At 59.0% G+C, this 21,500-nt stretch carries 21 protein-coding genes; all 21 read left to right on the top strand.

Annotated elements, in window-relative coordinates; translation table 11 throughout:
* Positions 1 to 23 precede the first annotated feature (23 nt).
* The 21 genes from frr to rpoZ all read left to right on the top strand — a co-directional run bounded on the left by frr (position 24) and on the right by rpoZ (position 21,434).
* On the top strand, positions 24 to 578 hold the full coding sequence (frr, locus tag ACTQ3R_RS03590; RefSeq protein WP_441778027.1) for a ribosome recycling factor: 555 nt from the start codon (positions 24 to 26) through the stop codon (positions 576 to 578).
* A 96-nt stretch (positions 579 to 674) separates the two neighbouring features.
* Complete coding sequence (locus ACTQ3R_RS03585; protein WP_441778026.1) at positions 675 to 1,424, top strand: isoprenyl transferase; 750 nt, start codon at positions 675 to 677, stop codon at positions 1,422 to 1,424.
* A gap of 1 nt (position 1,425) precedes the next feature.
* A complete protein-coding gene (locus tag ACTQ3R_RS03580) occupies positions 1,426 to 2,244 on the top strand; it encodes a phosphatidate cytidylyltransferase (RefSeq protein ID WP_441778025.1) in 819 nt (272 codons plus the stop codon).
* Between the two features lie 47 nt (positions 2,245 to 2,291).
* Positions 2,292 to 3,437, top strand: a complete 1,146-nt coding sequence (locus tag ACTQ3R_RS03575; protein WP_441778056.1) for a 1-deoxy-D-xylulose-5-phosphate reductoisomerase — start codon at positions 2,292 to 2,294, stop codon at positions 3,435 to 3,437.
* A 40-nt stretch (positions 3,438 to 3,477) separates the two neighbouring features.
* Entirely contained in the window at positions 3,478 to 4,551 is a 1,074-nt protein-coding gene (locus tag ACTQ3R_RS03570) for a M50 family metallopeptidase (protein WP_441778024.1), read from the top strand.
* A gap of 16 nt (positions 4,552 to 4,567) precedes the next feature.
* Entirely contained in the window at positions 4,568 to 5,605 is a 1,038-nt protein-coding gene (gene ispG / locus ACTQ3R_RS03565; protein ID WP_441778023.1) for a flavodoxin-dependent (E)-4-hydroxy-3-methylbut-2-enyl-diphosphate synthase, read from the top strand.
* A gap of 89 nt (positions 5,606 to 5,694) precedes the next feature.
* Positions 5,695 to 9,867: a PolC-type DNA polymerase III gene (locus ACTQ3R_RS03560; RefSeq protein ID WP_441778022.1), complete on the top strand. Its 4,173-nt coding sequence runs from the start codon at positions 5,695 to 5,697 to the stop codon at positions 9,865 to 9,867.
* Positions 9,868 to 10,151: 284 nt separating this feature from the next.
* Entirely contained in the window at positions 10,152 to 12,293 is a 2,142-nt protein-coding gene (locus ACTQ3R_RS03555) for an LTA synthase family protein (protein ID WP_441778021.1), read from the top strand.
* Between the two features lie 86 nt (positions 12,294 to 12,379).
* Positions 12,380 to 13,096: a Bax inhibitor-1/YccA family protein gene (locus tag ACTQ3R_RS03550; RefSeq protein WP_441778020.1), complete on the top strand. Its 717-nt coding sequence runs from the start codon at positions 12,380 to 12,382 to the stop codon at positions 13,094 to 13,096.
* A 168-nt stretch (positions 13,097 to 13,264) separates the two neighbouring features.
* Complete coding sequence (locus ACTQ3R_RS03545) at positions 13,265 to 13,519, top strand: DUF3343 domain-containing protein (RefSeq protein ID WP_441778019.1); 255 nt, start codon at positions 13,265 to 13,267, stop codon at positions 13,517 to 13,519.
* Positions 13,516 to 14,655, top strand: coding sequence for an aminotransferase class V-fold PLP-dependent enzyme (locus ACTQ3R_RS03540; RefSeq protein WP_441778018.1), 1,140 nt, complete (start codon positions 13,516 to 13,518; stop codon positions 14,653 to 14,655). The genes ACTQ3R_RS03545 and ACTQ3R_RS03540 overlap by 4 nt, the downstream gene beginning before the upstream one ends.
* Positions 14,656 to 14,828: 173 nt before the next feature.
* A complete protein-coding gene (gene cdaA / locus ACTQ3R_RS03535) occupies positions 14,829 to 15,707 on the top strand; it encodes a diadenylate cyclase CdaA (RefSeq protein WP_441778017.1) in 879 nt (292 codons plus the stop codon).
* Positions 15,704 to 16,936: a CdaR family protein gene (locus ACTQ3R_RS03530; protein WP_441778016.1), complete on the top strand. Its 1,233-nt coding sequence runs from the start codon at positions 15,704 to 15,706 to the stop codon at positions 16,934 to 16,936. Before cdaA ends, ACTQ3R_RS03530 begins: the two co-directional genes overlap by 4 nt.
* A gap of 35 nt (positions 16,937 to 16,971) precedes the next feature.
* Positions 16,972 to 17,394, top strand: coding sequence for a SoxR reducing system RseC family protein (locus ACTQ3R_RS03525; protein ID WP_441778015.1), 423 nt, complete (start codon positions 16,972 to 16,974; stop codon positions 17,392 to 17,394).
* Between the two features lie 10 nt (positions 17,395 to 17,404).
* Positions 17,405 to 18,271, top strand: coding sequence for a DUF5685 family protein (locus ACTQ3R_RS03520; protein WP_441778014.1), 867 nt, complete (start codon positions 17,405 to 17,407; stop codon positions 18,269 to 18,271).
* On the top strand, positions 18,268 to 18,858 hold the full coding sequence (locus ACTQ3R_RS03515; RefSeq protein WP_441778013.1) for a J domain-containing protein: 591 nt from the start codon (positions 18,268 to 18,270) through the stop codon (positions 18,856 to 18,858). Before ACTQ3R_RS03520 ends, ACTQ3R_RS03515 begins: the two co-directional genes overlap by 4 nt.
* Positions 18,859 to 19,389: a hypothetical protein gene (locus tag ACTQ3R_RS03510; protein WP_441778012.1), complete on the top strand. Its 531-nt coding sequence runs from the start codon at positions 18,859 to 18,861 to the stop codon at positions 19,387 to 19,389.
* A 29-nt stretch (positions 19,390 to 19,418) separates the two neighbouring features.
* Complete coding sequence (locus tag ACTQ3R_RS03505; RefSeq protein WP_441778011.1) at positions 19,419 to 20,297, top strand: YicC/YloC family endoribonuclease; 879 nt, start codon at positions 19,419 to 19,421, stop codon at positions 20,295 to 20,297.
* A 6-nt stretch (positions 20,298 to 20,303) separates the two neighbouring features.
* Positions 20,304 to 20,567, top strand: a complete 264-nt coding sequence (locus ACTQ3R_RS03500) for a DUF370 domain-containing protein (RefSeq protein WP_441778055.1) — start codon at positions 20,304 to 20,306, stop codon at positions 20,565 to 20,567.
* On the top strand, positions 20,561 to 21,172 hold the full coding sequence (gene gmk, locus ACTQ3R_RS03495) for a guanylate kinase (protein WP_441778010.1): 612 nt from the start codon (positions 20,561 to 20,563) through the stop codon (positions 21,170 to 21,172). The genes ACTQ3R_RS03500 and gmk overlap by 7 nt, the downstream gene beginning before the upstream one ends.
* 34 nt (positions 21,173 to 21,206) lie before the next feature.
* On the top strand, positions 21,207 to 21,434 hold the full coding sequence (rpoZ, locus tag ACTQ3R_RS03490; RefSeq protein WP_441778009.1) for a DNA-directed RNA polymerase subunit omega: 228 nt from the start codon (positions 21,207 to 21,209) through the stop codon (positions 21,432 to 21,434).
* The last annotated feature ends 66 nt before the right edge of the window (positions 21,435 to 21,500 follow it).

Genomic DNA, 21,500 nt, shown 5'->3' with positions numbered 1-21,500 from the left:
GAAACGGAAAGGAAGTAGAGCGTATGAGCCCCGAGATTAAAGAATATGACCAGAAAATGCTGAAGACCATTGACGTGGTCAAGGCCAATTTTGCCTCTGTCCGGGCCGGGCGTGCCAACGCCGGTGTGCTGGACCGCATTATGGTAGAGTACTACGGGACCCCCACCCCCTTGAATCAGGTGGCGGCCATCTCTTCCCCAGACCCCCGTACACTGGTGATCCAGCCCTGGGACGGCACCCTGCTCAAGGCCATTGAAAAGGCCATCCAGACCTCTGACCTGGGCATCAACCCCCAGAATGACGGCCGTGTGGTCCGCCTGGCCTTCCCTCAGCTTACGGAGGAGCGCCGTAAGGACCTGACCAAGCAGGTACGCAAGTATGGCGAGGAGGGCAAGGTTGCCCTGCGCAACATCCGCCGGGACGCCATGGAAGACTTTAAAAAGATGAAGAAGAACTCCGAGATCACCGAGGATGACCAGAAGAATCTGGAGAAGGAGATCCAGGAGCTCACCGACAAGCGGTGCAAGGACATTGACGAACTCACCGGCAAGAAGGAAAATGAGCTGATGGCGGTGTAAGCCCAGCGGGAAACCAACATAGAATGATGAGAAATACAGAATGTGGAATACCATGTGTTCTGCATTCTGTATTTTGAAGTGTAAGGATGAGACAGTATGCCTCTGTTTAAGAGAAGAAACGCACAGCCCAGCGCTGAGGTGGACTTTACCAAGCTCCCCCGGCACATCGCCATCATTATGGACGGCAACGGACGTTGGGCCAAAAAACGGGGCCTGCCCCGCACTGCGGGCCACGCCGCCGGAGCTGAGACCTTCCGCACCATTGCTACCTACTGTAAAGAGATCGGCCTTGACTACCTCACGGTTTATGCCTTTTCCACGGAAAATTGGAAGCGGCCCCAGGAGGAAGTCTCCGCCATTATGGGCCTTCTGAAAAAGTACCTGCTGGAGGCCATCGGCCAGATGGAGCGGGACAAGGTTAAGATGGAATTTTTTGGAGACTTGTCCCCTCTGACCCCTGAGCTGCAGGAGCTGTGCCAGCGCACACGGGAAATTTCCAAGCATTATGAGGGATGCCAGGTAAACATCTGCCTCAACTATGGAGGGCGGGATGAATTACTGCGAGGAGCCATGGCCTATGCCAAAGACTGTATGGAAGGGAAGGCAGACCCCAATCATCTGACCCAGGATCAGTTTGGGCAGTATTTGTTCTCGCGGGGCGTGCCTGACCCGGATCTGGTCATCCGGCCCAGCGGAGAGCTGCGTCTTTCCAATTTCCTGCTGTGGCAGTCCGCCTATGCGGAATTCTACTTCACCGACGTGCTCTGGCCGGACTTCTCCAAAGAGGAGCTCCACAAGGCCATTGCGGCCTATCAGCACCGCAGCCGCCGGTTTGGAGGTGTATGAGTTGGTAACACGGATTCTTGTGGCGGTGGTGCTGGCTCCGCTGTTTTTTGTGGTGCTCTTTTTCCTGCCTACCCTGTGGCTGGCCCTTCTGGTTGCGGCCATCAGTGCGATGGCATCTTTTGAACTTTTGCGCGCCACAAAAGTAGCCCATCACAATGGAATGTACTTTTATACCGCGCTGGCTGCCGCCGCCATTCCCATTGGCTGCTGGCTGGGATACGGCCTGGTGGTGACACAGCTTGCGGCCCTTCTGCTGGTGGTGACTATCTTCTATATCGCCATCCGCCTCTATGACGAGGAGCGGGCGGTGCGCTTTGAAGATGTGCTGGTGTGCTTTTTCGGCGGACTGATGATCCCGCTGGCCCTGTCCGCCCTGGTGCTGCTGAAAGGGATGGAACACGGCCGGTATCTGGTGCTGCTGCCGGTGATCTGTGCTTTTCTCACAGACGCCGGAGCCTATTTTGCCGGAGTATTTTTGGGAAAGCACCGGGGCATCACCAAGGTCAGCCCCAACAAGTCCCTGGAGGGATACATCGGCGGCATTTTGTCCGGCGGAATCTTCCTTTTGCTGTATGGCATGATTCTGCAGCGGTTTGCGGGGCTGGAGGTCTCTTTGCCCATCATGGCGATGTACGGTCTTCTGGGCAGCGGAGTGACTGAGCTGGGGGATCTGTCCTTCTCCCTCATTAAGCGGCAGTTTGGGGTCAAGGACTATGGAAACCTCCTTCCGGGTCATGGCGGGATGCTGGACCGGTTTGACTCCATGACCTTTGCGGCGCCGCTGCTGCTCATTCTGGTAGAGATGATTCCCGCCTTTTAAGGAAACACGGGAAAACAGGATGCAACATTGGATGAAGGTATGGTATGATGGAAATCAGTAAACGGATTACAATTTTAGGTTCCACAGGTTCCATCGGGCGGCAGTCATTAGAGGTGATTGCCGCCTGCGGCATGGAGGTGGCTGCCCTGGTGGCCAACTCCAGTGTGAAGCGGATGGAGGAGCAGGCCCGGCAGTTTAAGCCCGAGCTGGCGGTCCTGGCCGATGAGAAGGCGGCTGCTGACCTGCGGGTGCGCCTGGCGGATACCAATGTGCGGGTACTGTCCGGGATGGGGGGGCTGATCGAAGCTGCCACCGTCTCCAGCGCCGACACCGCCATTGCTGCCCTGGTGGGAATGGTGGGCCTGCGGCCCACGCTGGCCGCCATCCGGGAGGGAAAGCGGATCGCTCTGGCCAACAAGGAGACCCTGGTGTGTGCCGGCCCCCTGGTGCTGGAGGAGGCCAAGGATTACGGAGCCCGGATTTTGCCCGTGGACTCAGAGCATTCCGCCCTCTTCCAGTCTCTGGAGGGCAACCGGGACAGAGGAGAGGTAAAACGCCTGATCCTCACCTGCTCCGGTGGGCCCTTCTATGGGAAGAAAACAGAAGAACTGCAGGGGATGACAAGGGAAGACGCCTTGCAACATCCCAACTGGTCCATGGGGGCAAAGATCACCGTGGACTCGGCCACACTGATGAACAAGGGCCTGGAGGTTATCGAGGCTATGCACCTCTACCACATGCCCGTGGAGAAAATTTCTGTGGTGATCCACCGAGAGAGTATTATCCACTCCCTGGTGGAATACTGTGATAATGCCATGATCGCCCAACTGGGGGCGCCTGACATGTGCCTGCCCATCCAGTATGCCCTTACCTGGCCGAAGCGGATTGCCAGCACCGCAACTACCCCACTGGATCTGTGGAACTGCGGAACGTTGACCTTTGGAACACCGGATCTGGACACCTTCCGGTGTCTGGCACTGGCTCTGGAGGCGGCAAAGACTGGCGGTACCGCGGGAGCCATCCTCAATGGAGCCAATGAGGCGGCAGTGGCACAGTTCCTGGCCGGTGAAATCGGCTTTTTGGAAATTGCCCAGCGGGTCGCTCTGGCCATGGAGCGGGTTCCGGTGGTTCAGGACCCCACCCTCAACGACATTCTGGAGGCGGACGCCGCCGCACGGGAGGCCGTCCGCTGACGGCGGGCCCGATGATTTCAAGCTTTTTTGGAGGCTGCCAATGCTGTATGTGATCCTTGCTATCCTGATTTTCGGCGTGCTCATCGCCACCCATGAGCTGGGCCATTTTGCCAGTGCAAAGCTGCTGGGGGTAAAAGTCAACGAATTTGCCGTTGGTATGGGCCCCGCAATCATTAAACGCCAGAAGGGAGAAACCCTTTACAGCCTTAGAGCATTCCCGATTGGCGGCTATTGTGCCATGGAGGGGGAGGACGATGACTCTGCCGATCCCCGTTCCTTCGGTAAGGCTGCGGGCTGGAAAAAGCTGATTATCCTTTGCGCGGGAGCGGCGATGAACTTCCTCACTGGGGTCATCATTTTCCTGGTGATTTATGCCCAGTTTTCCGCGTTTACTATGCCCAAAATCAGCGGGATCATGGAAGGCTATGGTCTGGAAAACTGCGGCCTGCAGGCGGGAGATCAGGTGATTTCCGTGGACGGCCACAGGATGTATGGCTACAGCAACCTCTCCTTCTTCCTCAGCCGGGCCGGTGACAGCGTGGACTGGGTGGTCGAGCGGGACGGTGAGCGCATCGTCCTGAAGGACGTCTATATGCCCCTTCAGGAGAAAACCGACGAGGAGGGCAACACCACTTACCTGCGGGGACTGTCCATCGGGGTGGAGGTACTGCCTGGAACGTTGGGCAACAAGCTGCTGTTTGGCTGGTACGCGGCGCTAGACAATGTGCGCCTGGTCTGGATCAGCCTGGGTGACCTGCTGTCCGGAGCGGTGGGCCTGCGGGACCTGTCCGGTCCGGTGGGCATTGTCGATGTGATGACCGAGGTAGGCAGCAATCCGGAATATTCTCCCACGCCGCTGGCAGCGGCCATCAATATGGCCAATTTTGCCGGATTGATCGCCGTCAACCTGGCGGTGATGAATCTGTTGCCCCTGCCGGCACTGGATGGCGGACGGGTGTTCTTCCTGGTGCTCAACGGTATTTTGAATGCCCTGTTTAAGCGTAAGATTGATGCGAAGTATGAGGGCTATGTCCATTTAGCCGGGCTGGCCATGCTCATGGGCCTTATGCTGGTAGTCACCTTCAGTGACATTGGAAAATTGTTTGGAAAATAAGGAAGGGGGAGTCCCTGTGACAAAACAGATCCAGGTGGGCGGCGTGGCCGTGGGCGGCGGCGCGCCGGTATCCATTCAGTCCATGACCAATACCCGTACCGACGATGTGGAGGCTACCCTAAGCCAGATCCGTGCCCTGGCTGCCGCCGGATGTGACATTGTCCGGGTGGCTGTGCCCGACATGGCCGCCGCCCGTGCGGTGGGCAAGATCAAGGAACAGTGTCCCATTCCCCTGGTGGTGGACATCCACTTTGACTATAAATTGGCCCTGGAGGCCATTGCGGCCGGGGCGGACAAGGTGCGCATTAACCCCGGCAATATCGGTGGGGAGGACCGGGTGAAGGCGGTGGCCGACGCCTGCCGTCAAAAGAATATCCCCATCCGCATCGGGGTCAACGGCGGTTCCCTGGAAAAGCCCCTGCTGGCCAAATACGGCGAGGTATGCCCCGAGGCCATGGTGGAATCCGCCTTTGGCCATATCAAGCTGCTCAATAAGTTTGACTTTGACGATATCTGTGTGTCGTTGAAATCGTCCAGCGTGCCTATGACTATGAAGGCCTATCAAATCATGGTACAGGAAAGCAATTATCCTTTACATATCGGAGTGACCGAGGCGGGCACGGTCCGTATGGGGACCCTTAAGTCTGCCGTGGGCATCGGAGGGCTTCTGGCCCTGGGCATCGGCGACACCATGCGGGTGTCCCTGTCCGCTGACCCAGTGGAGGAGGTATACGCCGCACGGGATATTCTGAAGGCGGCGGGCATCCGCCGGGAGGGGGCGGAGCTGGTGTCCTGCCCCACCTGCGGGCGCACCCGCATTGACCTCATTGCTCTGGCCGGAGAGGTGGAGCAGCGCCTGAAGTCGGTGGACAAGCCCATTACCGTGGCGGTCATGGGCTGTGCCGTCAACGGTCCCGGCGAGGCTTCCGCCGCCGACTGCGGCATTGCCGGCGGCGTGGGGGAGGGGCTGCTCTTTAAAAAGGGTGAAATCATCAAGAAGGTCCCCCAGGACAAGCTGGTGGATGAGCTCTTTGCCCTTATTGAAACCTTGTGATCCCTTGGAACCAATTCAGGTGAATTTTTGTACTGCGTTTACGAAACAGTGGCTATGCCACTGTTTCGGCATTTAGGAGAGTTACCATCATGTCCAGGAAAATCCCATTTTTAGAAATGTTTGCCGCCCTGCGCCAGTGGACGGAGCTGTCCGCTGGAGTGGAGGGCTGGTTCATTGTGTCTGCCGCCATTGATAAGCGCAGCCGCAGCGCCAAGATTCTGGTGGAGGGGATCCAGGGAGCAGGCCCTAACCTGATTGCCCAGGCGGAGGAAGCCGTGTGCCGGTGCTACGGGCTGAACAGCGTGAAAATTCAGGCTGCACCGGCGCAAGGACAGCCGTCCCATGCCCCCCAGGCGGAGGGAGAGAAGGCCCAGTCGGCGGACAAGGCCCAGCAGCCTGCTCCCAAAGCGGAGGAAAAGAAGGCGGAGGAGGACCCCTTTGCCCGCACCGAGGCCATCCGCCGGGCGGCCATGAAAAAGAGCGCCCACCCTGCCGCCGCCCCTGCGCCTGCCAAGGGAGGCGGGGGAAAGAGCCAGGGGAAAGCTATTTTCGGCCGTCCCATCACCAAGGCTACTACGCCCATTGAAGAATTGGAACTGGACATGGGCATGGTAGTGGTGGAGGGTGACGTGTTCGCCGTGGACAACCGGGAGCTGAAAAAGCGCAACTCCTGGGTGGTGGCCTTTGACATTACCGACTACACCGGCTCCATCCGGGTGAGCAAGTTCTTCCCCCAGGCAGAGGAGGCCAAGCCCCTGGTGGATGGAGTGAAGAGCGGTATGCACCTGAAAATCCAGGGGCGGCTGAACCTGGACCGCTTCTATGGGGACATGGTGCTGGAGCCCACCGCCGTCACTACGGCGGAGAAGAAGATGAAGGAGGACACCGCCCCGGAAAAGCGGGTGGAGCTTCATCTGCATACCACCATGTCCTCCATGGACGCCCTCACCGCTGTGGGGCCCAAGCTGGGGCCGGACAAGAACGTGGTGAAGCGGGCCCAGGCCTGGGGGCACAAGGCTATCGCCATCACCGACCACGGCGTGGCCCAGTCCTTCCCCGATGCCTGGCACTCGGCCAAGAATATCAAGCTTCTTTACGGGGTGGAGGCCTATTTTATCAACGATGTGGATGACCGGGTGGTGGTCCACGGGGAGACGGATGCCGCCTTTGACGACGAAATCGTCTGCTTTGACATTGAGACCACGGGCCTCAATAAAAAATACGAGGTCATCATTGAGATCGGCGCAGTGGTGCTGAAAAACGGGGAGATCACCGAGACCTTCAATACCTTTGTCTCCCCAGGGCGGCTGCTGTCCCCGGAGATCGTCCGCCTCACCGGCATTACCGATGAGATGCTGGAGGGGGCCCCCTCCCAGAAGGAGGCCCTGGAGGCCTTCCTGGCCTTTGCCGGGGACCGGCCTCTGGCTGCCCACAACGCCGAATTTGATATGGGCTTTATTGCAGCGGGCTGCCGGAAATACGGCTTACCCTTCCATAACCCCTCGGTGGACAGCCTGATCCTGGCCCAGAACCTGCTGCCCGATCTGGGCAAGTACAAGCTGGACATTGTGGCCGACCACCTGAAGCTGCCCGCCTTCAATCATCACCGGGCCAGTGACGACGCGGCCACCGTGGCCTATATGCTGCCTCCCTTTTTCCAGATGATGGAGGAGCTGGGGCTGCATAAGCTCAGCGATATCAACCCCTATATGCCAAAGCTGCGCAAGGGCGGCAAAGCCCGCCGCCAGCCCAAGCACCTGATCGTCCTGGCCAAGAACCAGACGGGACTTCGAAATCTCTACAAGCTTATTTCCTTGTCCCATTTGGAGCATTTTAAGCGTGTTCCCACCATGCCGAAGTCCCTCATCAATGAGAACCGGGAGGGCCTGATCATCGGCTCAGCCTGTGAGGCGGGAGAGCTCTTTAAAGCCGTGGTGGACGGCAAAAACTGGGAGGAGCTCAAGCGCATTGCCTCCTGGTATGACTATCTGGAGATCCAGCCCATCTGCAACAATCTGTTCATGCTCCGCAAGGGCATGGTAAAGGACGAGGAAGAGCTGCGGGAGTTTAACCGCACCATCGTCCGGCTGGGAGAGGAGCTGGGCAAGCCCGTGTGCGCCACGGGAGACGTCCACTTCCTGGACCCGGAGGACGAGATTTACCGGCATATCCTCCTGGCCTCCAAGGGCTTTGAGGATGCGGACGAGCCCCTGCCCATCTACTTCAAAACCACCGATGAGATGCTTCGGGAGTTTTCCTACCTGGGTAAGGAAAAGGCCTATGAGGTGGTGGTGAAGAATACCAACCTCATTGCCGACTGGTGCGATCCCATCGAGCCCCTGCCCCAGGGCCTGTTTGCCCCCAAGCTGGAGGATTCCGACGGGGAGCTCAAGCGCCTGGTGTGGGGGAAAGCCCATGAACTTTACGGGGAGGAGCCGCCTCAGATCGTGGTGGACCGCATCAACGTGGAGCTGGGCGATATCATCCGGTGTAAGTACGACGTCATCTACATGTCCGCCCAGAAGCTGGTGCAGAACTCCTTGGAGCATGGCTACCTGGTGGGCTCCCGTGGCTCGGTGGGCTCCTCGCTGGTGGCCTTCATGTCGGGCATTACGGAAGTAAATTCCCTGCCCGCCCACTACCGCTGTCCCAACTGCAAGCACACGGACTTTGACTACGCCCAGGACCCCGCCCACCCCTACGGCTGCGGGGCAGACATGCCCGATGCCAACTGTCCCATCTGCGGGGCCAAATATGTGAAGGACGGCTTCAACATCCCCTTCGAAACCTTCCTGGGCTTCGGCGGCGACAAGGTGCCCGATATCGACCTGAACTTCTCCGGCGAGTACCAGTCCAGCGCCCACCGGTATACCTTTGAGCTGTTCGGCCAGACCCACGTGTTCCGGGCGGGTACCATCGGCACCGTGGCGGAAAAGACCGCCTTCGGCTACGTGAAGAAGTATCTGGAGGAGAAGGGAAAGACCGTCTCCAAAGCGGAGGAGAACCGCCTGGCCATCGGCTGTACCGGGGTGAAGCGCACCACGGGCCAGCACCCCGGCGGCATGGTGGTCATCCCCCAGGACAAGGAGATCTATGATTTCTGTCCCGTCCAGCACCCCGCCGATGACCCCAACAGCGACATCATCACCACCCACTTTGAATACCACTCCATGGAGAGTAACCTGCTGAAGCTGGACATGCTGGGACACGATGATCCCACCATGATCCGTATGCTGGAGGACCTTACCGGGGTGAACGCCCGCACGGAAATTCCTCTGGATGACAAGGACACCATGTCCATTTTCCAGTCCTCCAAGGTGCTGGGGTATGAGAACGACAAGATCCTGGGCCCCACAGGAGGCACCGCCATCCCGGAGTTCGGCACCACCTTCGTCCGGGGCATGTTGGAAGACACCCAGCCCAACCAGTTCGATATTTTGGTGCGCCTGTCCGGCTTCTCCCACGGGACCGATGTGTGGCTGGGCAACGCCAAGGACCTCATTACCTCCGGCACCGCCAAGGTCAGCGAGGCCATCGGCTGCCGTGACGACATCATGCTGTTTTTGATCTCCAAGGGCATGGAGCCCAAGCGCTCCTTCAAGATCATGGAGGCAGTGCGTAAGGGCCGGGGACTTCCCGAGGGGGCGGAGGACGAGATGCGCGAGCACGGGGTACCTGAGTGGTACATCGGCTCCTGTAAGAAGATCGCCTACCTGTTCCCGAAGGCCCACGCGGTGGCCTATGTGATGATGGCCTTCCGCATCGCCTGGTTCAAGGTCCACCGGCCCCTGGCTTTCTATGCGGCCTACTTCTCCATCCGGGCCAAAGCCTTCGACCAGGAATTCATGTGCCACGGCATGGATGTGTGCCAGCGGAAGATGCGGGAGATCATCGCCAAGGATAAGGAGGCCTCCGCTGTGGAGCAGGACATGCTCACCACGCTGGAGGTGTGCTACGAGTTCTATCTCCGGGGCTTTACCTTCGCCCGGATGGATTTGTACCGCTCCCAGGCCATCAACTTCGCCGTGGACGAGGAGGCAAAGGCCCTGATCCCGCCCTTTGTGTCGGTGGCCGGTCTGGGAGAGACCGCGGCCATCTCTCTGGCGGAGCAGTGCAAGGGACGGCGCTTTATCTCCATTGAGGAGGTCTCTGCCGCCTGTCCCAAGGTTTCTAAAACCCATATCGACAAGCTCACCGAGGCTGGGGCGTTCGGCGACCTGCCCCAGACCAGCCAGATGGATTTGTTTTCCATGCTGGGTTAAGACGGGAGCAGGGGCAGCAGCCTGCCCCGGACCAGCCAGATGGCTCTGTTTTCCGTACTGCAAAAATGAATCGGGAGAGCCGTTGTCCAGCGTTGAGCTCATCAGCCGGACCCCACGGGGTCCGGCTGTCGTTTTTTTCAGAAAAAAGAAAAAGAAAATTCACAAGAGAGCTCTTGACTGGGCAGAGGGAAATGGGTAAAGTATGGATGTTAAATCGTTGTAAAGGATTTCCTGGGCTGCCTATGATGGGGGGCCGGGTTTTCCATGCAGTCCGGAGGTTTTATATGTCTTACCATGGAAAACGGGCCTATGGCCGCAACCGGGAGATGGAACCCTTTCAGACCCTGGGGCGGGTGCTGTTGTTCCCGTTGCTGATCCTGTACCTGGAGCTGGTACTCCACATTTATATGAAGCTGTCTCTGAGCTATCTCCCGGTCTATCTGGTGTTCAGCGTGGCGGGAGGGCTGTTTTGCGCGGCCTTCACCCTTCCCTGGCACCGCCGGGCCAACGGGATTGTGACCAGAGTGCTGGCCGTACTCATCAGCCTGGTCTATATCGTGGAGATCATCGCCAAAAAGATTCTCCAGTCCTACTATCCCTTCAGCACCCTGGGATTAGCAGCGGGCAACCGGCTGACGGACTATTCCGAGGTCGTTGTGTCCACCATTCTTTCCAGCATCCCCATCATTCTCCTGGTGATGCTGCCCAGCGTGCTCATCTGTGTGCTGGGTGGGAGATTTCTGGGCTTCGAGCGCTTTGATATCCGCTTTGCCGGACTGGTGCTGGCGGCAGCAGCCGTTTTCCATGTGGCGGGCCTGGGGGTGATCCACCTGCCCTGGAAAGGGGACTTGACCCCCAAGCAGCTCTACCAGGTGGACACCAATCTGGATGACCAGGTGGAGCAGCTGGGCATGTGGACCATGCTCCGCTTAGACCTGAAGCATATGGTGATCAAGCCCAGCCGAAGCCTGGACGCGGACTTCAGCGGCCTGGGTGACCTGGGCGGGAGCGGGAGCTCCTCCTCTTCCGGAGGGGACATGTCCCAGGAAGAGAAGCCGGTCATCGACACCTCCCCCAACGTGATGGATGTGGACCTGACGCAGCTCGCCCAGAGTACCGATAACAGCGACATCCAGTGGCTGTGTAACTACTTCAACAGCGTGACCCCCACCAAAAAGAACGAATACACCGGCATGTTCGAGGGGTACAATGTGATCTTTTTTACCCTGGAGGGATTTTCCAGCTACGCCATTGATCCGGAGCTCACGCCCACCCTCTATAAAATGGTGAACGAGGGCTTTGTATTCCATAACTTCTATACCCCCCTCCACTTTACCAGTACCTCGGGCGGAGAGTGCCAGAACCTGCTGGGCCTCTATCCCAAAAACGGGAATCCTGCGACGGTGCCTCACACCGGAGAGCTGGGCACCAACCTCTATTTCTCTCTGGCCCAACAGCTGGGCCGTGAGGGCTACCTGGTCCAGGGCTACCACGCCAACTCCAATATGTATGACCGGGATCTGTCCCATCCCAATCTGGGCTATGACTGGCACCAGTTTGGTGTCAGCCAGGAGGAGCAGGAGACAGAGCGGGCGCGGGGCAAGCTGAGCAATTTTGATGGCCTGGAGCTCAATGACAGCGGAAAGCTCCTCTGGCCCCAGCGGGACAGCTATGCCATTGAGGCCAGCATTGACAACTACGTGAACAGCGACCAGCCCTTCCATGTCTACTACCTGACCATCAGCGGCCACATGCCCTATTCCGATAACCGGATCGTGTCCCCCTACCGGGACATCGTCCGGGCTCTGCCCTACAGCGAGACCACCCAGAACTACATTGCCACCGCCATGGAGGTGGATAAGGCCATGGAGACTCTGATTGAGAAGCTGGACCAGGCGGGCAAGCTGGACAATACCCTCATTGTGGCCGCCCCGGACCATATTCCCTATTTTGACGTAGCCACTCTGGAGGAGCTGGCAGGGGAGAAGTTCGGCAGCTCCGATGACCTGGAATATTTGAAGGAAGGGAGCCTCAACTTTGAGGTGTACAAAAATTCCCTGATCATGTGGTCGGCCAGCATGGAGGAGCCTGTCCAGGTGGATAAGGTGGTCGGTCAGGTGGACATCCTGCCCACCCTGTCGAACCTGCTGGGCCTGGAGTACGATTCCAGGATGATGGCGGGCAAGGATGCCCTGTCTGACCAGGAGGGCCTGGTGATCTTCTCTTCCCAGTGCTGGAAGTCTGACCGGGGCTTCTACAACCGTTATACCAGAGAGTTCACCCCGGCCGCCGGGGTCACGATGACCGCCGAGGAGCAGGAGAGCTACGTCTCCACCATGAAAAAGCTGGTGCAGTACCAGCTGGAATGCACGAACATGATCGTGGAAAATGATTTTTATAACTATGTATTCGGCGGCGGTTCCTGATTGATTTTTCGGCGTGATTATGGAATCATAATAACTGGGAATGCGGGGAAATCTAATTTGGCCCCCCGCGGAAAGGAGTGTTTCCTATGAGCTTTGATCCCTATGAATTTGACCGCAGCTATGACAGAAATGTGCCTGAGACTCTGGGCCAGTATACCGCCAAGACCTTCCTTTGGATGATGGTGGGCCTGCTGGTGAGCTTTGGCGTGGGCATTGTAAGCTGGAGCACCGACCTGACCTGGATCATGTACCGGGATATTCCGGGCTTTCACCTCATCTTGCTGGTGGGCACCCTGATCATCTCCTTTACCATGGTGGGCCGGATTGAGAGAATGTCCGTGGGGACGGCCATTACCCTGTTCCTGGTGTTTTCCGCTCTGTTCGGCTTTGATGTATCCCTTTTCATGTATGCCTATCAGATCGAGAGCATCCTGCTGGTTTTCCTGGTCACCGCCCTCTACTTTGGGGCTCTGGCGGCCTATGGTTTTCTGACCCGGAGCAATTTGTCCTTCCTGCGTCCCATTCTCCTTTTTGGCCTGGTGTTCCTCGTCATCTTTTATTTCCTGTCTCTGTTTATTCCGGGGCTGATGGCCTTTGACCGGCTGATTTCCATGGGAGCCATCGCCATCTTCCTGGCCTACACTGCCTACGACACCCAGCGCATCAGGGACTACTACAACTACTATGCGGGTTATCCCGATATGCTGGCGAAGGCATCCATTTTTTCCGCCCTGCAGCTGTATCTGGATTTTCTGAATCTCTTTGTCCGGCTTTTGAGCATTCTGGGCCGGCGCCGCAATTGATGCAACAAACCATCTCCGCCGGGGAAGCGCAGCGCTTCCCCGGCTTTTTTATGCCGGTGTCGCGGAGGCAGGCGGGCGCATAAGATGGGGCGGGAGGGGAGCCCAACGGGTTCCTGCGCCCAAGTTCTGCGCGACGGCCCCGAGCCGTCCCGGGAAAGGAACGAACCAATGCTCTATTATCTCATTGTATGCCGCTCGCTGACCTATGCCCAGCGTACGGCGGCCGCCCTGGAGCGCGCGGGGATTACCACCCGTGTGCTGCGCTCCCCCAAGAGCATTTCCGGGGAGGGGTGCAGCCATTCGGTAAAAATTTCCCAACGCTCTTTGCCCGACGCCCTGCGGATCCTCCAGCGGGTGGGGCTGTCCCCAAAGCGCATCTATATCACCGCCGGAAACGGCAGCTACCAGGAGGTGGAACTGTGATTTATCTGGACAGTGCTGCCACTACCCTGCAAAAGCCTGCCAGCGTGGCCCGTGCGACCGCCTGGGCCATCAACCATCTGGCCAGCCCCGGACGGGGAGGACACCGGCCTGCCATGGCTGCGGCGGATACCGCCTTTGCCTGTCGGGAGGAAGCGGCCGCTCTCTTTCATGTGTCGGAACCGGAGCAGGTGGTCTTTACCTTCAACGCCACCCACGGGCTGAATATTGCGCTTCACACCCTGGTCAAGCCGGGCAGCCGGGTGGTCATCTCCGGCTATGAACACAACGCTGTGACACGGCCCCTCCATGCCATCCCCAATGTGGAGATCCGGGTGGCCAGAAGCCCGCTGTTTGACCGGGCGGCCGCCCTGGAGGCCTTCCGCCAGGCATTGGACCAGGGGGCGGACGTGGCCGTGTGCACCCACGTGTCCAATGTTTTTGGTTTTATCCTCCCGGTGGAAGAGATTGCCGTACTCTGCCGTGACCGGGCAATCCCTCTCATTGTAGACGCCTCCCAATCGGCGGGGTGCCTGCCCCTGGACTTTGAGGCCCTGGGGGCAGCTTTCGTAGCCATGCCGGGACACAAGGGGCTCTATGGTCCCCAGGGGACGGGGCTTCTGTTGTGCGGCATGGAGCCGGACCCCCTGCTGGCAGGGGGGACAGGGAGTGAATCCAGGCTGCAGTCCATGCCCGCTTTTCTCCCGGACCGTTTGGAGGCGGGGACCCACAATATCGCGGGGATCGCCGGACTTTTGGAGGGACTGCGGTTTGTACGCCGGCGCGGGGTGGAAAACATTGCCGCCCAGGAGAGCCTGCTGGCCCGCCGGCTGGGGGAAGGACTGAGAGAAATTCCCGGTTCTCAGGTTTTTTTGGCCCAGGACCCCATGGATCAGTCTGGAGTGGTGTCCTTCCAGCTGGAGCATTGGGACTGTGAAGCTCTGGGAGAAGCGCTTGGAAAGCGGGGGTTTGCCCTGCGGGCGGGGCTTCACTGTGCCCCCCTGGCCCACGAGAGTGCGGGAACTCTGGAGCAAGGCACCGTCCGGGCGGGGCTTTCTGTGTTCAACACCCACCGGGAGGTGGAGCAATTCCTCCGGACTTTGGGCAGGTTGGCAGAGAGAGGAGAGGACCCCGCTTGATGGCCCTGCAGTCACACACCGCGGTTTTCCCCCATCCTCTTGCAGGAGGATGGGGGATTTTCTATAAAAATTTATAAAATTTTCATTTTGCCTTCCCTCTTTCGTGTTGCCATTAGGACGGGAATATCGTATAATGACATGATGAAGAATTTTGTACCTAAGGAGGGAGCCTCATGGCTGAGATGATCCAGAGGATTTTTCAGGGTTATTTCCCTTTGATCCGTATCCAGCTGGCCGACCTGCTAGACATCGCCATTATGACAGGGGTCATCTATAAGCTTTTGTGGATGCTGCGTAAGACAAGCTCCGGCCGAGTCCTGCGAGGCATTTTGATGCTGCTGCTTGCGATGGTGGCTTCCTCTGCGATCTCCCTGACCGCAACCAGCTTCCTGCTCAAGCAGGTGGTGGAGCTGGGTGTGTTGGTGCTGGTCATTTTGTTCCAGCCGGAGATCCGCCGCTTTTTGGAGCGGATGGGCAGCGGAGGTCTGGGCCTGGTCTTTGCTTCCAGCAGAGAGCCGGGGGCCGAGCTGGAGACTGCCATCCAGCAGACCACCGAGGCATACAGCGACATGTCCCGAGACAAGGTAGGGGCCCTGATGGTCTTTGAGCGGCAGAACATGCTGGACGATGTGATCAAGACCGGTACGGCTCTGGACTGCGGGGTGTCCAGCGAGCTTTTGAAAAATATTTTCTGGAACAAGGCGCCCCTCCACGACGGGGCGGTCATTGTCCGCAATGGCAGAATTGTGGGAGCGGGCTGTATGCTTCCCCTGTCGGGCAATGTGAACCTCAGCCGGGATCTGGGAATGCGCCACCGGGCGGGCATCGGTATGAGCGAGCACTCGGATGCGGTGGTAGTGATCGTCTCGGAGGAGACAGGCTCTATTTCTGCGGCCGTGGGCGGCATGCTCAAACGGCACCTGGCCCCGGAGACCCTGGAGCGCCTTTTGCGCAACGAGCTGCTCAACGACAACGACAAGGAAAAGAAAAGCAGCCAGATCCCCCTGCTGGGCCAGATCTTCGGCGGACGGAAGGAGGGTGACCGGGAATGATGGAACGGCTGCATGACAGCAAGTGGGTTTATATCCTGCTGTCCCTTCTGCTGGCGGTGATGTTCTGGATGTATGTTCGCCTGGAGGTGGACCCAGAGGACAGCACCACCATTCATAACGTGCCCATCGAGCTCACCGGAACCAATGTGCTCACCGGACAGGGGCTGACGGTCACCGGGATTTCCACGGAGACGGTGGATCTTCGTGTTTCCGCCACGGTGAGTGTCATTGACAACCTGATCCGCTACCGGGACGACATCTATATCCCTCTGGACGTATCCCGTCTGACAGAGGGGGAGAACCGTCTGACCTACCAGCCCAAATGGCCGGAGAATTTCAACACCAGCGACGTGGTGCTTCAAGGTAAGGACCCTGGGACCATTACGGTGACAGTGGGCAAGCTCTATACCAGCACCTTCAACGTGGATTTCCGCCTGAACGGCCAGGTGGCCGAAGGCTATCAGATGGGCACCCCCACCATTGAGCCCACCACTGTGACGGTGAGTGGTTCGGCGGAGGAGGTCAGCAAGGTGGCAAAGGTGGTGGCGGTGCTGGAAAACGAGAATCTGGACCAGCGCTTTACCGGAGACCTGCCCCTGACCCTGTTGGACAGCCAGGGCAATCCCCTCACAGACCTCAATGTGACCCTCAGCTCGGACACCGCCTATGTGGTGGTACCTGTGGTGGTGGAGAAGGAAGTGAAGCTTGCGGTCAACTTCCAGAATGGCGGCGGAGCCACCATTGACGACATCACCTATGACATCGACCCCAAGACCATCACGGTCTCGGGGGAGGAGAGCGATATCAAAAACCTCACCGAGCTGTCCATCGGCAGCATTGACCTGGCCAAGGTGGTGGGAACCAACACCTTTACGTTCCCCATCTCCCTGGACCCCAGCCTGGAGAATGTGAGCGGAGAGACGGAGGCCACGGTGACGGTCACGGTCAAGGGGCTGGATACCAAAGTATTCACAGTGGACAACATCTCTGTGCTCCAGCCCGCCAACGGCTACAGCGCCGTAGCGGTGACCCAGGAAAAACAGGTGACCGTCCGGGGCAAGACCGAGGACCTGAATGAAATTGATGCCAGTCAGCTGCGGATCGTGGCAGATCTGACCGATTTTACTACCACAGGGCAGATCTCCGTCCCGGTCCGGGTCTATTTGGATACCAACCGCTCGGTAGGGGTCATCGGAGAATATACCATTGTGGTGGATATCAGCCGGTAAAACCGGAGCTGTCCCAAGTTTTGGAGGAAAAAACCATGGTTCAAAACGCGATTGTAAAGAAAATTGTCCGGGATGGAGTGGCGGAGGTCTCTCTGCTGCGCCAGATGGAGTGCGGGCTGCACTGCGACGGAGCCTGTGCCGGCTGTACCGCAAAGCCGCCCCAGGAAATTCTGGCCCTGGCCACTAACCCCATTGGGGCGCAGCCGGGGGATTTGGTGGAGGTGGAGCCCTCTGTGGGCCACAACATTGGGACCTCGGTCGTGGTCTTTCTGCTCCCCTGTGTGGGGCTGGGTGCTGGCTATGTGCTGGGACAGGCTCTGCTGAACCTTGGGGAGCTGGCCGCCATGGGGACAGCCGTACTGGGGTTGGCTGTGGGCTTTGTCCCTGCCTTCCTCCTGAACCGCTCCATGACCCGCAGTACCGCCCCGGAATTTTCGATTTTGAAGCATATCCGGTGAGGAACACGGCGTGTTTGGTTATGTACGTCCCTACCGCCCGGAGCTGAAGTGTAAGGATTTTGACCTTTACAGGGCTACCTATTGCGGGCTATGCCGCTGCCTGCGCAGGCGCTATGGCCTGATCGCCCCCATGTTTTTGAATTTTGACTTCACCTTCCTGGCCCTGGTGCTGTGGGAGGGGGAGGAGCGCTGGGAGCCCTGCCGGGGGCGGTGCCACGCCAATCCTCTGGTGAAAAAGACCATGTGCGTGCAGAGCCCGGCCTTGGAGCTGGCCGCGGATGAGAGCGTGGTGCTTGCCTGGTGGAAGCTGCGGGACAGCGTGAAGGATGAGGGCTTTTTCGGAGGGCTGCCTGCACGGGGGCTGTCGCTGCTGCTGGGGCGGGCCTATGGAAAGGCAGCCCGGCGCGTGCCCGATTTTGACCGGGGAGTAAAGGTGTGCCTGGAGGAGCTGGAGAAGCTGGAGCAGGAGCGCTGCCCTTCGCTGGACCGGACCGCGGATACCTTTGCGCGACTGCTTCAGTCCGCTGCACCCGCGCAGGGAGAGCAGGGGCGGATCCTGGGGCAGTTGCTCTACCACCTGGGCCGGTGGATTTACCTGGCCGACGCGCGGGATGATTTATCAGAGGATCAGGCGTCCGGGCGCTATAATCCTGTAGCTGCGCGCTATGGTCCCTCCGGGGACGACAAGTCCCTGGCCCTGACCATGGACCAGTCCCTGGGGCAGATGGGGGCCGCGCTCCAGCTGGGGGAGTTTGGCTGCCGGAAGGCCCTTTTGGAAAATATGATCTACCTGGGCTTACCTTTGGTACAGCGGGCTGTCTTTGACGGCAGCTGGGCCCAGATCAAAAAACAAAAGATATGGAGACACGACACATGAGAGATCCGTACAGCGTCCTTGGGGTGAGCCCAAACGCCAGCGACGAGGAGGTCAAAAAGGCCTATCGGGAGCTGGCCAGAAAGTACCATCCAGACAACTACCAGAACAATCCTCTGGCCGACCTGGCTGAGGAGAAGATGAAGGAGATCAACGAGGCCTACGATACCATTACCAAGCAGCGCTCCGGCGGGGGCGGGTATCAGAGCTCCCAGAGCTACGGGGGCGGCTATCAGCAGAGCTATTCCTCCAACAATTCCACCTATGCACGGGTGCGCAGCATGATCAACGGCGGCGATCTGGCAGGTGCGGAGCGGCTTTTGTTCGAGGTCAACCAGCGGGATGGCGAGTGGTACTTCCTCAGCGGAAGCATCGCCTACCGGAAGGGCTGGATGGACGAGGCCATGCAGAACTATTCCCGTGCTGTCCAGATGGACCCCAATAACATGGAGTACCGTCAGGCTCTGGCCATTATGCAGCGTGGGGCGGGCGGCTACCGCCCCGCCGGCTACGGCGGAGGAATGGACAGCCTGGACTGCTGTACCACCATGCTCTGCCTCAACTGCCTGTGCGGCGGAGGACACTGCTAAATGGGCGGGCAAGTTCCCGGCCGGGCAGGGAAAACCGCCCTGGGAGGGGTTTTGGCAGCGGGAGCACTGGTCATGCTGTGGCTGGCCTGTGTGGCGCCCTCGGGCCGCCTGGGGCTCACTGCCGTTGGCGGGCTGTTCCCCATGGCTGCCACCTTGGCCGCGGGCCGCGGGGCCGGCTATTTGTGCTGGGGTGCCGCGAGCCTGTTGGGGCTGGTGATGCTCCCGGACAAGGGTGTGGCGCTGCTCTTCCTGACCTTCTTCGGCCTCTATCCTGTGGTGAAGGAGCGGGTGGAGAGCCTGCGAAAGCTGCCTCTGGAGTGGGTGCTGAAGCTGGGCTATTTCAATGTGGTCCTGACGCTGGGCTGGTTTGTCCTGCGCAGTCTCTTTCTCCCCAACCCGCCCCCGTGGCTGGGGGAGAATGTCTTGCTTCTCTATGGAGCGGGAAATGTGGTGTTTGTGATCTATGATGTGGGTCTGTCCCGGCTGATCGCCATGCTGGGAGCCCGGCTGCGGTCGGGACGTCGGGGCTGACCGAGAGAGTTTAAAGGAGCGTGACCCATTTGGTCAAGAGTATGACTGGCTACGGCCGGGCGGAGGAGACGGTAAACGGCTGCACCATTACGGTAGAGCTGCGTTCTGTCAACAACCGCTATCTGGACTGTAATGTCCGTATTCCCCGGCTCTACCTCTTTGCCGAGGATGCCATCAAAAGCCGGGTGCAGAGCACCATTTCCCGGGGAAAGGTAGATGTGTTCGTCACCCTGGACAGTACCGGAGCAGAGAAGGTACAGGTATCGGTGAACAAGGCGGTGGCTGACGGCTACTATGCCGCCCTGAAACAGCTGGCGGCGGACTATGGCCTGTCCGATGACATCTCCGTCTCTCTGCTGTCCCGGTTCCCCGACGTGCTGTTGGCGGAAAAGGCAGAGGAGGACGTGGAGCAGATGGCAAAGGACATCTGCACGGTGCTGGACCGGGCTTTGAGCGATTTTGATGCTATGCGCACCAAGGAAGGGAGCCGGCTGAAGGAGGACATCCTCTCGCGGGCTGCTGCCATCGAGGAAAAGGTGGCTCTGGTGGAGGAGCGTTCCCCCCAGACGGTGGCGGAGTACCGCGCCAAGCTGGAGGCCCGGATGAACGAGGTCCTCTCCAACACCCAGCTGGACCCCGCCCGCATCCTGACCGAGGCAGCCATCTTTGCCGACAAGGTGGCGGTGGACGAGGAGACCGTGCGCCTGCGCAGCCACATTGACCAGCTGCGGGAGATGCTCTCCAAGGGCGGCGCTACCGGCCGGAAGCTGGACTTCCTCATTCAGGAGTTCAACCGGGAGGCCAACACCATTGGCTCAAAGTGCAGCGACATCGACATTGCCCGCCAGGAGGTGGACATCAAGGCAGAGATCGAGAAAATCCGCGAGCAGGTCCAGAACATCGAGTAAGGAGGGCTGGGCGTGAAGCTCATTGATATCGGATTTGGAAACCTGGTGTCTGCCGGGCGGCTGATCGCTGTGGTCAGCCCCGACTCCGCCCCCATCAAGCGTATGGTCCAGGAGGCCAGAGACCGGGGGCAGCTGGTAGATGCCACTTACGGCCGCAAGACACAGGCGGTGCTTATTTTGGACAACGACCATCTGGTGCTGTCCGCCCTCACACCGGACGTGATTTCGGAACGGGTGTCAGGGACGGACAGGAAGGAGGAACCATGCTGAAACAGAAAGAGAGGGGCCAGCTCATCGTGCTCTCCGGCCCTTCCGGTGTGGGAAAGAGTACGGTGATCGCTGAGCTGTTCAGCCAGCGCGACAACATCCACTTCTCCGTCTCCTATACCACCCGGCAGCCACGGGTAGGGGAGCAGGACGGGGTGAACTACAATTTTGTCTCCCGAGAGGAGTTTGAAGGGATGATCCAGCGTGACGAGCTGCTGGAGTATGCCGAGTATGTGGATAACTACTACGGCACTTCCCTGAAAGCCATTGAGAAGCAGCTGAGCCAGGGCGTGGATGTGCTTTTGGACATCGAGGTCCAGGGGGCGGCCAAGGTCCGTTCCCGCTGCCCGGACGCCCTGTTCATCTTTATTATTCCTCCCTCCTTTGAGGAGCTTTCCCGCCGCCTCCACGGTCGGAACACCGACAGCGAAGAGGTCATCGCGGGCCGCCTGGAAAAGGCAAAGATCGAGTTCCGGGAGATCCCCAACTACGACTATCTGGTGATCAACGACAAGGTGTCCCACGCGGTGGCGGAGATCGAGGCCATCCTCACCGCGGCTGAGTGCCGGGTAGAAAACCGGACCTCCATTTTGGCCCAATTTGCCTAATGATGGAAATTGAAACGAGAAGGAGTTTTTTGTTATGATGCTCTATCCTGCTATGAAAGATCTGCTGAAGCATGTGCCCAGCCGCTATGAGCTGGTGAATGTGGTAGCCTGCCGGGCCCGGCGCATTGCCCGAGAGGCCGAGCTGGAGGGGGAGCCTCTTCAGGAGAAGCCCGTCAGCATTGCCATTCAGGAGGTAGCCGACGGCAAGCTGGAGGCGGAAGCCGCCCAGCAGGAGAACCAGACCGAGAACGAGCAGGTGTAAAAGGGAGAAAAGCAAGCGTAGGGAGAACCGCCCTTCGCTTGCTTTCCTTCCGTTTAAGGGGGCAGG

The organism is Lawsonibacter sp. LCP25S3_E2, assembly GCF_052117285.1.
Lineage (GTDB): Bacteria > Bacillota > Clostridia > Oscillospirales > Oscillospiraceae > Lawsonibacter.
Note: the sequence above shows the minus strand (reverse complement) of the source record. Positions and strands in the feature narration are given on the sequence as shown.